The following is a 13871-nucleotide window of genomic DNA, read 5'->3' as shown; positions in this document are numbered from 1 at the left end:
TTTTCCGCTCGTCTGCATGGTGGTTTTGACTATCCGACCTGCCGCCCAAAGAAAAGGCCGCCAGAGCGGCGGCCTTTCACATGCGGTTCCGATGAAAAATCAGCGCGAGTAGAACTCGACCACCAGATTGGGTTCCATCTGCACCGCGTAGGGCACGTCGGCGAGCTGCGGAACGCGGGTAAAGGTGGCTTTCATCTTGGAGTGGTCGGCCTCCACATATTCCGGCACGTCACGCTCGGCGAGCTGCACGGCTTCCAGCACCATGACGAGCTCGCGCGACTTCTCGCGCACCTCGATCACATCGCCGGGACGGCAGCGGTAGGACGGGATATTGACCCGCCGGCCGTTCACCTTGATATGGCCGTGATTGACAAACTGGCGCGCGGCGAAGATCGTCGGCACGAACTTGGCCCGGTAGACCACCGCATCGAGCCGCGACTCCAGAAGACCGATCAGGTTTTCCGAGGTATCGCCCTTGCGGCGATTGGCCTCGTCATAAATTCGGTGGAACTGCTTTTCGGAAATATCGCCGTAATGACCCTTGAGCTTCTGCTTGGCGCGCAGCTGGATGCCGAAATCCGAAAGCTTGCCCTTGCGGCGCTGGCCGTGCTGGCCGGGTCCGTATTCGCGGCGGTTGACCGGCGATTTCGGACGGCCCCAGATGTTTTCGCCGAGACGGCGGTCGAGCTTGTATTTGGACGATTCGCGTTTGCTCATCGCATTTCCTTTCACATCATCACTACCCGGAACGCAGACCGTCCGGGCGAAGGAAACGCGCCCTCCTCTGGCCCCCTGTTTCGGAGCCTGACAGGGTTCTTGCGCACGCTAGAGCGAAGAGACCCACGGGACACGTCATTGAAAACACCGGCTCTGACGAACCGGTGCTGCGGCTAGCTAGGCGATCGGCCGTAAAAAGTCAACGACCGCCGCGATGGATCGATTTGAGCGTGGCGAGTTCGGAGGTTTCCGCAGCGGCCTGCGGCGCGGCCGCGCTCTTTTTCGACGTCGCCGACGCCGCGGCATGCTGGCGCACGAAACGTTTGAACACATAGCCCGTGCGCCCGTCATGCACGACCTGGCACCAGACCCGGCACTTGACGATACCAACCTTGGCCCCGGCCGGGATAACCGAAACTATCCCGGCGCCATTGTCGGGGCCGCGACGCATATTGACGGCGGTGGTGATACGGCCCGTGCCCTGTGCGGCCGGGGTTGCGGCCGGATCGGCATCGAGCGCAGCTTCGGACGGCTTGGTGGTGTCGGTGGCCTTCTGCGCCTCCGTTTCGACCGCCCCGTCGCCCGTGCCCGGCTTGCGCATCAAGGCGGGTTTGGTGGCATCCGACACATAGGCGAGCGTATCGGGCGCGGAAACCTTGGCCGCGCCATCGTCCTTTCCGGCAAGTACGGCGACCGCCGCCTTGGCGGCAACGCTTCCGCCCATGGCGGCCCAGCGCGGATTGTCCTTCGAAAGCGGTTCCTCGCCGGTCGAGGCCACGACTGCCGCCACGGTCTCCGGCTCACCAGCCCCCGTTTTTTCTCCGGCACCGTCCTTAGTCGCTGCGGGGCCGTCATCGGCCTCGTCTTTCGACGACGCGCCAGTCCCGCCATTGTTCGGAATCAGCTCCGGTTCCGCTTCCAGACTTGCCAGCGCCAGTTTCTGGGGCGCCGCGCCGGTGCCCGCCGATGTCGGCTCGCCCGACATCGCGATAATGCCGATGGCAAGCCCGGCGCCCACCACGACGGTGACAAACAGCGCCGGCAGCGCGACCCCTTTCGGCCTGCCAAGGGCGGGCTGGGTCTGGAATACGGTGATCGGTTCGTCAAATGGCGACGACGCAAAGCGTCCGCCCGTGTCGGTCTTGTTCACAGTATAACGCGTCACTCTCCGGCCTCCACGCGAGATTACCACCGCTCCTGCGGTGATCATCGTGCGCCCCCGCCAGTCTGGCATTTGCCCGCGTCTCGTTGCGAGACGTTCGTCGTTGGAACCGCGATACGGTTCGAACGGTGGCCACTATCGGCGGGGAATGTGGCATTCATTTGATCATCGCGATGCCGATCGGGCCGAAGACGGGCGCGCTCAATCGCCCTTCTTGTCGGGCAGACCCTTGCGGGAAGTCGAGGCGAGTTCTTCCAGCTCGGCTTCGCTCATAGTGTCGAACATCTCCTTCGATGCCCCGACCAATTCGCCGGGGGAAATCTCGCCGCGCTTAGCGGCCAGTGCCGCGCCCGCCGCCTTCTGCTGTGCCTTCGATGTCGCCGGCATGATATGTCTCCTTCTGCTGCGGAAGGACAATGCCCGCATCGCCCGCCCGGTTCCCGAAGCGGCTGGAAACGCCTTAGATCAGCGCCAGTCCGAAACCCTGGATCAGCCGGCGGATCGCCGGGTCCGGTTCGGCGGCGGTGAAGACGGCAGGATCCGGCCCGGCCGGGACCGCGGCGCCCTCGCCAGGGCCCAGCAGGGAAAAGGCGCGCCGGGCGATCGCCTCGGCCGGGTCGATCCAGTCGACCGGCCATGGCGCGGTCTTGCGCATGCGGTTTGCCAGAAACGGGTAATGCGTACAGGCGAGCACGACAATGTCTGTGCGCCGCCCGTCCATCTCAACGAAACAGGGCGCGATTTCGGCCCGCACGGCCTCCTCGTCGACGAAACCCTGCCGCAGATAGGTTTCGGCAAGGGCGGCGAGCCCGACGCTGCCGACGAGCCGCACATGGCATTTCGAGGCCCATTGCGTGATCAGGTCACGCGTATATTGGCGCTTGACCGTGCCGGGCGTCGCCAGAACGGACACCAGGCCCGAGCGTGTCCGCTCCGCCGCCGGCTTGATCGCCGGTACGGTGCCGACGAAGCGGCGCCTGGGATAGGCTTTGCGCAGGGCGTCGATCGCCAGCGTCGAGGCGGTATTGCAGGCAATAACCGAAATTTCGGGATCGAATCTGGCCAAAAATCGGCCGAATAACCCGACAATATGGGTTTTCAGCGCCCGTTCCTCCCAATTTCCGTAGGGAAACGCCGCATCGTCGGCGACGTAAACGAAACGCCGGTCGGGCATCAGCACGCGCGCCTCGCGCAGCACCGTCAGCCCGCCAATGCCCGAATCGAACACCAGGACGGGCCTCTCAGCCATCGTCGTTCTCGCTCTTCGCCCCGCGCGTCCGCTGCGCCGGCGCGCCCGCGCCGCGCGGCTCGGTCGGCGAATATCTTTCAAGCGAGGAGATGACGCCGCGCAACAGTTTGATCTCGGCGTCGGTGAAGGCCGGCCGGGTCAGGACGGAACGCAGGTTCGACACCATTTTGGGCCGCTTTTCCGCCGGCCGGAAATAGCCGCGCGCCGCCAGCGCGTCTTCCAGATGATCGAGGAAACTGTGCAGGGTCTGCTTTTGCGCCGGCTCCATCTGCGGGCCGCAAAACGCGGTTTGCGCCTCGCTGGCCAGACCCGACTTCATCCATTCATACGACATCAGCAGCACCGCCTGAGCGATGTTGAGCGACGAAAAGGCCGGATTGACCGGAAAGGTGACGATCTCATCGGCGAGCGACACTTCCTCGTTCGACAGTCCGAATTTCTCGCGACCGAACAAGATGCCGGTCCGCTGGCCGGCGCGAAAACGCGTTCGCAGGACGCGCGCGGCCTCCACTGGCGCACGAACCGGCTTGAACCCGTCCCGTGCCCTGGCCGTGGTGGCGTAGACGAAGCCGAGATCGGCAATCGCATCCTCGGTGGTGGCATGAACCGTGGTGCGCTCGATGACATGGTCGGCCCGGCTTGCCGCCGCCCGCGCCTTGTCACTCGGCCATCCGTCGCGCGGATTGACCAGGCGCAGCTCCGCCAGGCCGAAATTGGCCATCGCGCGGGCCACCATGCCGATATTTTCGCCAAGCTGCGGCTCGACAAGGATGACGACCGGTCCCTCGGCGATCAGCGGCCTGTCGCGATTGTCGTCGGCCATGGTTTCGGGCCCCGTTTCTGGGTTGAAATATCGGTCAAATTGCGCGCGCGCAGCGTCCCTGCCATATTCGTCCGGCAAAGAGAAGCGTTTCGAGGAACTCCGCCATGACCACGGTCCTCGCCGAGCGGGTGCGCGCCCTGATTGCCGACGATCCCAATACCGGCGAAATCCGCATGTTCGGCGGCATCTGCTTCACCTTGAACGGCCATATGCTGTGCGGAACGATGAAGGGCGGCGACGCCATGTTCCGCGTCGGGCCCGAGCAGGAGGCCGACGCCCTGTCGCGGCCCGGCGCCCGGCCGATGGATTTTACCGGCCGACCGATGAAGGGATTCGTGATCGTGTCGCAGACCGGCCTCGCCGACGACCAAACGATCAGCGAATGGATCGCGGTTGCAACGCGTTTTGTCGGCGCGCTGCCGCCCAAGGCGAAAAAATAGCTGTTTCCGACCGGGATCGGCCTCAGGCCGCGCCCGCCGACAGGAATTTCGTGATCTCACCAGCCACCCAGCCGGGCCTCTCATGCAGGATCCAGTGGCCGCAATCGGCCGCGCACTTCACGACAACCGTGTCGGCGTAACGCGCCAGCCCGTCGAGGCAGGCCGGCCGCAGCGCCTCGTCCGCTTCGCCCCAGAGCACCAGATGCGGCACGGCGACCCGCATCGCCTCGTCGGGCAGGGACAGGATCAGGCTGTCGGGCGCCGGCGCTCCCGGTTCCGGCACGACGATCGGCGAGGCGCGATACCAGTTCAGCATCGCCGTCATCGCGCCCGGTTGCGACCAGGCGGCGACATAGGCGCGCTCCTGCGCCGGCGTCATCCAGCGCGTGGTGGAAAAGCCGGCGATCATCTTCAAGGTCCGGCGATAAGTGTCGGCCGCCATGCGTTCCTCCGCGCCGGGCGCGCGCAAGGTATTGATATACTGGCTTGCCGCGCGCTGGCCGTCATCCTCGAAGATCGCCCGCTGGAAGGCTGCGGGGTGAACGCCGTTGGCGATCACCAGATGGCTGAGCCGCTCGGGCCGTAAAAAGGCGTAGGCATAGGCGACCGACGCGCCCCAGTCGTGGCCGGCAAGCACGAATCGGCGCGTTGGCGACAGCGCCGCAGCCAGCCGGTCGAGATCGGCCACCATGTTGCGCACCCGGTAGGCCTCCACGCCGTCAGGCTTGGACGACAGGTTGAAACCGCGCTGGTCGGGGGCGACAACGTGATAACGCGCCGCCAGCTCGCCCATCACGTTGCGCCACGCAGCCCAATATTCGGGAAAGCCGTGCAGGCAAACGATCAGCGGCCGGCCACGCTCGCCCATTTCGGCGCAATGAAGTCGCACATCGCCGGCGTCGAACTCGAAAAACCGTGTCTGGCTCACCTTCACCTCCGCATGACGGACAGGCACAACGTGGGCGCGCGTCCCGGCAATGGCAAGTTAGACTTTGGCGCGTTTGCGCGTGCGCAGGCGCTTTGATATAGGGGCCGCGACCCCTTTCCGACACAGGCGGCCAACTGACCGCCAATCCCAGAAAACGAGGACTTTCCATGGCGAAGATCAAGGTGGACAACCCCGTCGTCGAACTCGACGGCGACGAGATGACCCGCATCATCTGGCAGTTCATCAAGGAAAAGCTGATCCACCCCTATCTCGACGTCGACCTTAAATATTTCGATCTCGGGATCGAGTATCGCGACGCCACCGACGACCAGGTGACGGTCGACGCGGCCAACGCGATCAAGCAATACGGCGTCGGCGTGAAATGCGCCACGATCACGCCCGACGAGGCGCGCGTGGAGGAATTCGACCTCAAGCGCATGTATCGCTCGCCCAACGGCACGATCCGCAACATTCTGGGCGGCGTCATCTTCCGCGAGCCGATCATCGCCAAGAACGTGCCGCGCCTGGTGCCGGGCTGGACCAAGCCGGTCATCGTCGGCCGGCACGCTTTCGGCGATCAGTACCGCGCGACCGATTTCAAGTTCCCTGGCAAGGGCAAGCTGACGATCAAGTTCGTCGGCGAGGACGGCGAGACCATCGAGCACGAGGTCTTCGACGCACCCTCCTCCGGCATCGCCATGGCGATGTACAATCTCGACGATTCGATCCGCGATTTCGCCCGCGCCTCGCTCAATTACGGCCTGCAGCGCGGCTATCCGGTCTATCTGTCGACCAAGAACACGATCCTGAAAGTCTATGACGGTCGCTTCAAGGACATCTTCCAGGAGGTCTACGAGGCCGAGTTCGAGCAAAAGTTCAAGGACGCCAAGATCTGGTACGAGCACCGGCTGATCGACGATATGGTCGCCTCCAACCTGAAATGGTCGGGCGGTTATGTGTGGGCGTGCAAGAACTATGACGGCGACGTGCAGTCCGACACCGTGGCGCAGGGTTTTGGCTCGCTCGGCCTGATGACCTCGGTGCTGATGACGCCCGACGGCCAAACGGTCGAGGCCGAGGCCGCGCACGGCACGGTTACCCGCCACTACCGCCAGCACCAGAAGGGCGAGGAGACCTCGACCAACTCGATCGCCTCGATCTTTGCCTGGACGCGAGGGCTCGCCCACCGCGCCAAGCTCGACGACAATTCCGAGCTGGCCGATTTCGCCACGACACTGGAAAAGGTCTGTGTGCAGACCGTCGAATCCGGCTTCATGACCAAGGACCTGGCGCTGCTGATCGGCCCCGACCAGCCCTGGCTGTCGACCACCGGCTTTCTCGACAAGATCGACGAGAACCTGCAAAAGGCGATGGCCTAGAGCCGTCCATCTTTAAGATGGAAGCGGTTAGATGGAATGGATTTTCGTTCCGGCAAGGAGAAGTCCGTAGCGCGATAGGACTATCGGGCAACGGCTTCGACGGTGAGGTCTGGTTTATCGGGCTCGCCCGACGGGCCGGGGCGGAAAAGCCGTCCACGTCGGAAATGCTCTATGGTTAGGTCCGCGTCGCAAAACCTCGATGGAAGGCAATTTCGGCCCGGTTCGTGTAACTGAACAATACTGCCTCGTACCACGTTCCAATCCATAGCGGGCCACAGGCCGGCAAGCCGCTCTTGTCCGACACAGGGCGGCAGCCGGCTACCGGCCCTTCGCCTCCCCTGCCTGGACCGGCGGACATGGCTCGCTCCCATAGGAGCAGAACACGCAACAATCGCCGTCAAGCGGGCGCAGCAACTGTTTGCAGCCGCCACATTCGTGGAAAAACGCGCACGCGTCGATCGGCATTTGGCGGCGTTCGGAAAAACCGCAATGCGGGCATGTCAGGGTCGAGAAACGGCGCAACGTGGCCAAAACCATGTCAACGCCTCTCGGTTGCGGGGTATCCAGCGTTGGCGCTCGCCGCAGTAAAGATTTCGATTTGCGCATGCCGGTCGTCATAAACGACGGTCGCGGTTCGTTCATCTGGCGAAACGGAAACATCCAGAACGCCGTCCACCCGCATGAGGGCCGAGCGGACGATGTGAGGGCACGCGGCGCAATACATATTGGCGATGTCCAGAACGACCGTTCGCTCCGCGGCGCCCGCAATTCCGCCGAGCAACAGCAGCGGCAATGCCATCATCAGACGACGTTTCATTTGGACCTCCTTTCTCACGAACCAAGCAGGGCTGGTGCGACCATGTCAAAGGCAAGGGCGGCAACCACCAGAATCGTGGCAAGCCCGGCCGTCCAGTTCACCAATCTCCGCGACAAAGGCCGCGCGCACGCGCTACCCTTGGCGCAATCCCTGCCCCGCGCGCTTCGCAATCGCCAAAAGCCATAACCGAGACAGACGCCGGTTGCGGCGAGGATAAAGGGCTGGAACGGCGCAAGCGCCGTCAAATTGCCGATCCAAGCCCCACTGACGCCGATGAGAAAAAGACCGAGCGGGATCATACAGCAGGCCGATGCCGCGAGGGCGCCGAACAGGCCCGCCCCTATAGCCAGTCCGACCCCCGGACCGGGCGCCGCGGCCTCGTCGGTTCGCACATCGCGTTGAAGTGAATTGTCCGTCATGGCTCGACGCTACATCCTGTAGCAGCTACAGGAACAAGGGGCATTTCGGTGAAAACGATCACGGATCCGCGAGCCGCCGCCATGCCGATTGGCATGCTGTCGCGCAAGACCGGCGTCAATATCGAGACGATCCGCTATTATGAAAGGATAGGGTTGCTCCCGGCCCCGCCGCGCACCGCTGGCGGACGACGTATCTACGACGACGGCCATCGCCGCGCCCTCGCCTTCATCCGACGCGCACGCGAACTCGGCTTCGGCCTTGCCGACATCCGAGCCCTGCTCGCACTCGCGCGACCGCATGGGGAGAGCTGCGCCCAGGTCGAGCGCATTGCCAGCGCTCATCTCGACGATGTCCGCAACAAGCTGGCAGACCTGGCGCGGCTGGAGCATATCCTTGCCGAAACGGTCGGCAAATGCGCGCGGGAAACCGCGCCAACATGCCCGGTCCTGAATATGCTCGACCCCGGCTAAGGCGTCGCGTCACCACATCGACTTTTCGGCCCGTCGCGGCCAGTCGCGATCATAGGCTTCGCCGTCGATTTCCTGCCTGCTGGCAACGGCGAGAATTTGTCCGGGCGTCGGCAGGGTTTTCGGGTCGACATGGTTTTGCGGGTTCCACAGGCCCGAACGCGCGATGGCGCGAGCGCATTGGAAATAGACCGCCTCCACCGAAATGACCGCGACCGAGCGCGGCGGCTGGCCGTCGACGGCGAAAGACGCGCACAGCGCCGCGTCCGCCGTCAGCATGGCCCGTCCGTTGACACGCAAGGTTGTTGCCGACCCCGGCACCAGGAACAAAAGCCCCACCCGGCCGTCATGCACGATGTTACGCAAGGAATCCGTGCGGTTGTTGCCGCGCCGATCCGGCAATAGCAGGGTTTTTTCGTCGCGAATGCGCACGAAACCAGCCAGGTCGCCGCGCGGCGAGCAGTCGAGCCCTTCCGGACCGCAAGTCGCGAGCGCTACGAAGGGCGAGGCTTCTATGAAGGCGGCATATTCTGGAATGACGCGGTCGAGTTCCTTGACCAGCGACGTCTCGCCGGGCTGGCCGTAAAGCGCTTCCAGTTCCGCCACCGTCTCGATCCTGTCCATGCCCTTCCTCTGCCCGCGCCATTTTGTCGACCCTCCGCAGCCGACCCCGAGGCTCGCCGCGCTCAGGCTGGCAGGCGCCGCCGACGGCGGTTATGATCGGTTTTGCCCGACCGCGTTCCGCCACGGAGGATACAGGACGATGACATCTTTGCGCCACACCATCGCACTTGCCGGCTTTTTCGCGCTGGCGGCCGGCGCACCCGGGGCGCTCGCCACCTCGGGACCGGGTTGCTACCAGGTGGTCAATGTCGAGAGCTGGGACGTGCTCAACCTGCGCAGCCGGGCCTCGGCGAAGTCTGCGATCGTGGACATGCTGCGTCCGGGCAATCACGGCATCATCGCCGGCGAAGGCGCGTGCACGCCGACAAGCCGGCCGCTGCCGAGCCGCTGGTGCCGCGTCACCCATTACGACGGCGACCGCACCGTGACAGGCTGGGCCAAGCGGCGCTATCTCGCCCCCAGCGACTGCCCGTAACGGGTCAGCGCGCCAGGCCTTTTTGCTCGAGTTCGTCGAGATAGGCTTGCCAGCGTGCCTCTTTCTCGCGGCCGAGCGTGTCGAGATAGGCCCAGGTGAAGATGCCGGTGTCGTGGCCGTCGTCGAAGACGATGCGCACGGCATAATTGCCGACCGGCTCGAGCCGGCTTATGGCGACGTCCTTCTTGCCGCCCACGGTGACGCGCTGCTCGGCCGAATGGCCCTGCACCTCGGCCGAAGGCGACAGGACCCTGAGCATCTCGGCGCCCAGCGGGTGGCTCTGGTCGGCGAAGGTCACGGTCAGGACGCGCCGGTCCTTGGAAACGCGCAGTTCTTTCGGGGCCGCCATGATCAATTCTCCGCTGCCGCCGGTTTTGTCCGCTCCGCGGTCATCGATGTCGCTATCCCATCATCGCGGCGCGGCATCAAGTCGATATATTGCGCCAGATACAGCGAAAATGTTACCAAGGCTGCAAGCCCGCGCCAGGCACGGCGGGCCGGACCATTCGCGAGGCAGGACCGACAGCATGACCGCCAGCACAGTTCCGATGATCGACCCGTTCGGACGCACGATCGACTATCTGCGCGTGTCGGTCACCGACCGCTGCGATTTCCGCTGCACCTACTGCATGGCCGAGGACATGACCTTCCTGCCGAAGAAGGATCTGTTGTCGCTGGAGGAGCTCGACCGGCTGTGCACGGCGTTTGTCGAAAAGGGCGTGCGCAAGCTCCGCCTGACCGGCGGCGAGCCGCTGGTGCGCAAGAACATCATGCATCTGGTGCGCGAGCTGTCGCGCCATCTCAAAAGCGGCGCGCTCGAGGAGCTGACGCTGACAACCAACGGCTCGCAGCTCGCCCGTTTCGCCGACGAGCTCGCCGATTGCGGAGTGAGGCGCCTCAACGTGTCGCTCGACACGCTCGATCCCGACAAGTTCCGCGCCATCACCCGCTGGGGCCATTTCGGCAAGGTGATGGAAGGGCTGGAGGCGGCCGAGCGGGCCGGGCTGAAGGTCAAGATCAACGCCGTGGCGCTGAAAGGCTTCAACGACGGCGAAATCCCCGAGATGCTGCGCTGGGCGCATGGGCGCGGCATGGACATGACGGTGATCGAGACCATGCCGATGGGCGAGATCGACGCCGACCGCACCGACCAGTATCTGCCACTGTCGCTCTTGCGCGCCAGGCTGGAGAACGAATTCACCCTGACCGACATTCCGTTCAAGACCGGCGGGCCGGCGCGCTACGTCGAGATCGCCGAGACCGGCGGGCGGCTCGGTTTCATCACGCCGATGACGCATAATTTCTGCGAAAGCTGCAACCGGGTGCGGCTGACCTGCACCGGCACGCTCTATATGTGCCTGGGCCAGGAGGACGCCGCCGACCTGCGCCAGCCGCTGCGCGCGTCGGAGGGCAACGAACTCCTGCATGCCGCGATCGACGCGGCCATCGGGCGCAAGCCCAAGGGGCACGATTTCGTCATCGACCGCCGCACCAACCGGCCCTCGGTCTCGCGCCATATGAGCGTGACGGGAGGATAGCGTGCGCGCCAGGAAAGGTCCGGCCATGACGATGCGTGTCCTTGTGTGCCTGACCGCCGGCCTGTTCAGCCTGCACGCGTTCGCCGACACGCTGACCTACAAGAATTCCCGCTACGGCACCTCGGTCACCTTTCCCGCAGAAATCTTTCGCCAGGCGATGGAACCGCCGCAAAACGGCGACGGCATGACCTGGCTTTCCGAGGACGGGGCGAGTCTGGCCGTCTACGCCTTCAACAACGCGCTCCAGGCCTCGCCTGAGGCCTTTGCCGACCAGGCGAGCGAGCCGGCCGGACGCGAGGGTTTCGAGGTGACCTACCGGCGCGTGAAAGACAATTGGGTGGTGCTGTCGGGTTACGTGGAAGACGATATTTTCTACGACCGGTTCGAGTTCGGCGCCGACAATATCATCCATGCCATGCTGTTGAGGTTTCCGCGCACCCTCAAACCGGTCTACGAGCCGCATATCGCAGCCATGGGCAAAAGCCTGAACGGGCCGTAACGGCAAGCCCGGCAACGGAGGTTCGCTAGGCCGGTCCCGCGCACGGGCGCGTTCCAGCCGTCTGGACCAGTGGTTTGCGGTTGCGTTTGCGCAGGGGTGTGCGTAATCCGGTTAAGAACTGTTCCGGACATGGCCTTGCACCTTTCCCCCAATCTGAGCGGCGCGCTCACCATGGCGATCGCCATGGCCGCCTTCACGGTCAACGACGCCGTCGTCAAGCTGGTCAGCACCGAGCTCAACATGGGCCAGATCATGCTGGTGCGCGGCATCGTCGCCACGCTGCTGGTCGCCCTGCTTGCCTGGCGCGCCGGCGTGGCAAACAAGCTGTCGGGCATCCGCAATCCGATGGTGCTGCTCCGGGTCGCGGCCGAAATCGGTGCGACGGTCTCCTTTTTGCTCGCTTTACAGCGTCTGCCGCTGGCCAATGTGACGGCGGTGCTTCAGGTGCTCCCGCTGGCAGTGACGATGGGCGCGGCACTGGTGTTTGCCGAGCCGGTCGGCTGGCGGCGCTGGTCGGCCATTCTGGCCGGGTTCGCCGGCGTTCTGATTATCATCCGCCCGGGTTTCGAAGGGTTCAGCGCGTTTTCGCTGCTTGCGCTTCTGGCCGTCATGTTCTGCACCGTGCGCGACCTTGCCACCCGGCGCATCCACGCCGACGTGCCGACCCTGCTGGTTTCCACGCTGAGCGCGGTCGGCGTCACCATCATCGGCGGCTTGCTCGTCGTCCCGCTGGGTGGCTGGAAACCGCTCGACGGCGGCCAGTTTGGCACGCTCGCCGTCGCCGCCGTGATGGTGCTGGTCGGCTATCAGTGCGTCATCGTCTCGATGCGCTCCGGCGACATCTCCTTCGTGGCGCCCTACCGCTATACCGGGCTGTTGTGGGCTCTCGTGCTCGGTTATGCCATCTTCGGCGACGTGCCCGACGCGGCGATGATCGCCGGCGCGGTGATCGTGGTGGGCTCGGGCCTGTTCACGCTCTACCGCGAGCAGGTGCGCGGCCCGCGCAAGCCGGCCGCCGAAAGCACGGGGCCGACTATGAGCCCTGACGGTCTTTGAGCATGGCGGCGCGCAAGAAAGGCGGCCCGTCCCGCGCCATGGACAGACGGAGGCCGGTATGAGCGACCGACGTCAACTGCCGGGGGTCCGTTCGCCCCATATCCTCACCCTCGTCATCGCGACGGCGACCGGGCCGCTGGCGATGAACATTTTTCTGCCGTCCCTGCCCGGCATCGCCCGGCATTTTTCGGCCGACTACGCCCTGGTGCAGCTTCTGGTGTCGCTTTATCTCGGCGCGACCGCCGTGCTGCAGCTCTTCATCGGGCCGGCCTCGGACCGGTTCGGCCGCCGGCCGGTCATGTTGACCTGTTTTTCGGTCTTCCTGGTCGGCACCGTCGCGGCGCTGTTTGCGCCGACCATCGAGATCCTGCTCGCCTGCCGCGTGCTGCAGGCCTTTTCGGCGGCCGGCATGGTGCTGTCGCGCGCCATCGTGCGCGACACCGTGCGCACGGAGGAAACGGTCAGCAAGATCGCCTATATCGTCATGGGCATGTCATTGGTGCCGATGATCGCCCCGGCGATCGGCGGCCTTCTCGACGAATGGTATGGCTGGCAATCCACCTTCGTGCTGACGCTGGGCTTCGGCCTAGTGTCGATCAGCGTCGTCTATTTCGACCTCAACGAGACCAACAAGACGCTTTCGCCCAGCTTCACCGCGCAGTTTCGCGCCTATCCGGAACTGCTGCGCTCGCGCCGCTTCTGGGCCTACGCGCTGACGGCTGCCTTCGCCACCGGCTCGTTCTTCGCCTTTCTTGGCGGCGGGCCCTATGTCGCCACCGAAATCCTGAAACTCAGCCCGTCGGAATACGGGTTCTATTTCATGCTGATCTCCGTCGGCTACATGAGCGGCAATTTCCTGTCGGGCCGGTACGGCGCGCGCGTCGGGCTCGGGCCGATGATGCTTGCCGGAAATATCGTGACCTTTCTCGGCATGATCGTGTCACTGGCGTTGTTCGGGCTCGGTTTCGTCCACCCGCTGTCGCTGTTCGGCCCGGCCGCCATGGTGGGGCTGGGCAACGGCATCACCCTGCCGAGCGCCAATGCCGGCATCGTTAGCGTGCGCCCGCGTTTGGCGGGCTCCGCCTCCGGCCTCGGCGGTTCCATGCAGATCGGCGGCGGCGCCGCGCTGGCGGTGGTCGCCGGTGCGCTGCTGTCGCCCGACAGCGGAGCCATGCCGCTATTGTGGGTGATGGCGCTGTCGGCCGTCGCGGCGATCTGCGCCACGCTTTACGGCATGTGGGTCGACCGCGTCGCCGGACCACTGGGGGGAGCGTGAG

19 protein-coding genes are annotated in these 13871 nt (G+C 64.7%); 8 read left to right on the top strand and 11 right to left on the bottom strand.

Annotated elements, in window-relative coordinates:
• Positions 1-99: 99 nt before the first annotated feature.
• The 5 genes from rpsD to GN330_RS11070 all read right to left on the bottom strand — a co-directional run bounded on the left by rpsD (position 100) and on the right by GN330_RS11070 (position 3951).
• Positions 100-717, bottom strand: a complete 618-nt coding sequence (gene rpsD, locus GN330_RS11090; protein ID WP_156712708.1) for a 30S ribosomal protein S4 — start codon at positions 715-717, stop codon at positions 100-102.
• Positions 718-916: 199 nt separating this feature from the next.
• A complete protein-coding gene (locus GN330_RS24125) occupies positions 917-1882 on the bottom strand; it encodes an SH3 domain-containing protein (RefSeq protein ID WP_156712707.1) in 966 nt (321 codons plus the stop codon).
• Positions 1883-2080: 198 nt separating this feature from the next.
• On the bottom strand, positions 2081-2266 hold the full coding sequence (locus GN330_RS11080) for a DUF3008 family protein (protein ID WP_156712706.1): 186 nt from the start codon (positions 2264-2266) through the stop codon (positions 2081-2083).
• Positions 2267-2339: 73 nt separating this feature from the next.
• Positions 2340-3128 (bottom strand): glutamate racemase, encoded by a 789-nt coding sequence (gene murI / locus GN330_RS11075; RefSeq protein WP_156712705.1) that lies wholly within the window; start codon positions 3126-3128, stop codon positions 2340-2342.
• Positions 3121-3951, bottom strand: a complete 831-nt coding sequence (locus GN330_RS11070) for an RNA methyltransferase (RefSeq protein ID WP_156712704.1) — start codon at positions 3949-3951, stop codon at positions 3121-3123. Before GN330_RS11070 ends, murI begins: the two co-directional genes overlap by 8 nt.
• A 104-nt stretch (positions 3952-4055) precedes the next feature.
• Between GN330_RS11070 and GN330_RS11065 the strand changes: the two genes are divergently transcribed.
• A complete protein-coding gene (locus GN330_RS11065) occupies positions 4056-4391 on the top strand; it encodes a TfoX/Sxy family protein (protein WP_156712703.1) in 336 nt (111 codons plus the stop codon).
• A gap of 22 nt (positions 4392-4413) precedes the next feature.
• Here the strand turns inward: GN330_RS11065 and GN330_RS11060 are convergent, their stop codons facing one another.
• Positions 4414-5319: an alpha/beta fold hydrolase gene (locus GN330_RS11060; protein WP_156712702.1), complete on the bottom strand. Its 906-nt coding sequence runs from the start codon at positions 5317-5319 to the stop codon at positions 4414-4416.
• Between the two features lie 167 nt (positions 5320-5486).
• On the opposite strand from GN330_RS11060, the gene GN330_RS11055 reads away from it, so the two are divergent.
• A complete protein-coding gene (locus GN330_RS11055) occupies positions 5487-6698 on the top strand; it encodes an NADP-dependent isocitrate dehydrogenase (RefSeq protein WP_156712701.1) in 1212 nt (403 codons plus the stop codon).
• Between the two features lie 318 nt (positions 6699-7016).
• Here GN330_RS11055 and GN330_RS23780 read toward each other — a convergent pair whose 3' ends face one another.
• Genes GN330_RS23780 through GN330_RS11045 form a run of 3 tightly spaced genes read right to left on the bottom strand, consistent with a single transcriptional unit; the run spans position 7017 to position 7934 of the window.
• Positions 7017-7235, bottom strand: a complete 219-nt coding sequence (locus GN330_RS23780) for a GDCCVxC domain-containing (seleno)protein (protein ID WP_246188614.1) — start codon at positions 7233-7235, stop codon at positions 7017-7019.
• 1 nt (position 7236) lies between these two features.
• The gene (locus GN330_RS11050; RefSeq protein ID WP_156712700.1) at positions 7237-7515 is read right to left on the bottom strand and encodes a cation transporter; all 279 of its coding nucleotides are present in this window, start codon (positions 7513-7515) and stop codon (positions 7237-7239) included.
• Between the two features lie 14 nt (positions 7516-7529).
• The gene (locus GN330_RS11045) at positions 7530-7934 is read right to left on the bottom strand and encodes a mercuric transporter MerT family protein (RefSeq protein ID WP_156712699.1); all 405 of its coding nucleotides are present in this window, start codon (positions 7932-7934) and stop codon (positions 7530-7532) included.
• A 48-nt stretch (positions 7935-7982) separates the two neighbouring features.
• On the opposite strand from GN330_RS11045, the gene GN330_RS11040 reads away from it, so the two are divergent.
• Entirely contained in the window at positions 7983-8405 is a 423-nt protein-coding gene (locus GN330_RS11040) for a MerR family transcriptional regulator (RefSeq protein ID WP_425487160.1), read from the top strand.
• Between the two features lie 9 nt (positions 8406-8414).
• Here GN330_RS11040 and GN330_RS11035 read toward each other — a convergent pair whose 3' ends face one another.
• Positions 8415-9026 (bottom strand): pyridoxamine 5'-phosphate oxidase family protein, encoded by a 612-nt coding sequence (locus tag GN330_RS11035; RefSeq protein ID WP_156712698.1) that lies wholly within the window; start codon positions 9024-9026, stop codon positions 8415-8417.
• 139 nt (positions 9027-9165) lie between these two features.
• Here GN330_RS11035 and GN330_RS11030 point away from each other — a divergent pair, with 139 nt between their 5' ends.
• Complete coding sequence (locus GN330_RS11030) at positions 9166-9501, top strand: SH3 domain-containing protein (RefSeq protein WP_156712697.1); 336 nt, start codon at positions 9166-9168, stop codon at positions 9499-9501.
• 4 nt (positions 9502-9505) lie between these two features.
• Here GN330_RS11030 and GN330_RS11025 read toward each other — a convergent pair whose 3' ends face one another.
• Positions 9506-9850 carry a gamma-butyrobetaine hydroxylase family protein gene (locus GN330_RS11025; RefSeq protein WP_156712696.1) on the bottom strand — a complete coding sequence of 115 codons (345 nt, stop codon included), beginning with the start codon at positions 9848-9850 and terminating at the stop codon, positions 9506-9508.
• Positions 9851-10028: 178 nt separating this feature from the next.
• Between GN330_RS11025 and moaA the strand changes: the two genes are divergently transcribed.
• From moaA to GN330_RS11005, 4 genes are all read left to right on the top strand, one after another.
• Positions 10029-11039, top strand: coding sequence for a GTP 3',8-cyclase MoaA (moaA, locus tag GN330_RS11020; protein ID WP_156712695.1), 1011 nt, complete (start codon positions 10029-10031; stop codon positions 11037-11039).
• Between the two features lie 25 nt (positions 11040-11064).
• Positions 11065-11538 (top strand): hypothetical protein, encoded by a 474-nt coding sequence (locus tag GN330_RS11015; protein WP_156712694.1) that lies wholly within the window; start codon positions 11065-11067, stop codon positions 11536-11538.
• 135 nt (positions 11539-11673) lie between these two features.
• Complete coding sequence (locus GN330_RS11010; RefSeq protein ID WP_156712693.1) at positions 11674-12594, top strand: DMT family transporter; 921 nt, start codon at positions 11674-11676, stop codon at positions 12592-12594.
• A 58-nt stretch (positions 12595-12652) separates the two neighbouring features.
• Positions 12653-13870 carry a multidrug effflux MFS transporter gene (locus GN330_RS11005; protein WP_156712692.1) on the top strand — a complete coding sequence of 406 codons (1218 nt, stop codon included), beginning with the start codon at positions 12653-12655 and terminating at the stop codon, positions 13868-13870.
• The last annotated feature ends 1 nt before the right edge of the window (position 13871 follow it).

The organism is Nitratireductor arenosus, from assembly GCF_009742725.1.
GTDB classification, from domain to species: domain Bacteria; phylum Pseudomonadota; class Alphaproteobacteria; order Rhizobiales; family Rhizobiaceae; genus Mangrovimarina; species Mangrovimarina arenosa.
The sequence above is the reverse complement of the archived record's forward strand: the minus strand, read 5'-3'. Positions and strand labels throughout refer to the sequence as shown.

Bases quoted from the DNA above. Each gene is read 5' to 3' on its own strand.
- GN330_RS11045 (WP_156712699.1), bottom strand. From the start codon at position 7,934: ATGACGGACAATTCACTTCAACGCGATGTGCGAACCGACGAGGCCGCG.
- GN330_RS11050 (WP_156712700.1), bottom strand. From the start codon at position 7,515: ATGAAACGTCGTCTGATGATGGCATTGCCGCTGCTGTTGCTCGGCGGA.
- GN330_RS11035 (WP_156712698.1), bottom strand. From the start codon at position 9,026: ATGGACAGGATCGAGACGGTGGCGGAACTGGAAGCGCTTTACGGCCAG.
- moaA (WP_156712695.1), top strand. From the start codon at position 10,029: ATGACCGCCAGCACAGTTCCGATGATCGACCCGTTCGGACGCACGATC.
- GN330_RS11080 (WP_156712706.1), bottom strand. From the start codon at position 2,266: ATGCCGGCGACATCGAAGGCACAGCAGAAGGCGGCGGGCGCGGCACTG.
- GN330_RS11070 (WP_156712704.1), bottom strand. From the start codon at position 3,951: ATGGCCGACGACAATCGCGACAGGCCGCTGATCGCCGAGGGACCGGTC.
- GN330_RS11025 (WP_156712696.1), bottom strand. From the start codon at position 9,850: ATGGCGGCCCCGAAAGAACTGCGCGTTTCCAAGGACCGGCGCGTCCTG.
- GN330_RS11065 (WP_156712703.1), top strand. From the start codon at position 4,056: ATGACCACGGTCCTCGCCGAGCGGGTGCGCGCCCTGATTGCCGACGAT.
- GN330_RS11005 (WP_156712692.1), top strand. From the start codon at position 12,653: ATGAGCGACCGACGTCAACTGCCGGGGGTCCGTTCGCCCCATATCCTC.
- rpsD (WP_156712708.1), bottom strand. From the start codon at position 717: ATGAGCAAACGCGAATCGTCCAAATACAAGCTCGACCGCCGTCTCGGC.
- murI (WP_156712705.1), bottom strand. From the start codon at position 3,128: ATGGCTGAGAGGCCCGTCCTGGTGTTCGATTCGGGCATTGGCGGGCTG.
- GN330_RS11030 (WP_156712697.1), top strand. From the start codon at position 9,166: ATGACATCTTTGCGCCACACCATCGCACTTGCCGGCTTTTTCGCGCTG.
- GN330_RS11015 (WP_156712694.1), top strand. From the start codon at position 11,065: ATGACGATGCGTGTCCTTGTGTGCCTGACCGCCGGCCTGTTCAGCCTG.
- GN330_RS11055 (WP_156712701.1), top strand. From the start codon at position 5,487: ATGGCGAAGATCAAGGTGGACAACCCCGTCGTCGAACTCGACGGCGAC.
- GN330_RS23780 (WP_246188614.1), bottom strand. From the start codon at position 7,235: ATGGTTTTGGCCACGTTGCGCCGTTTCTCGACCCTGACATGCCCGCAT.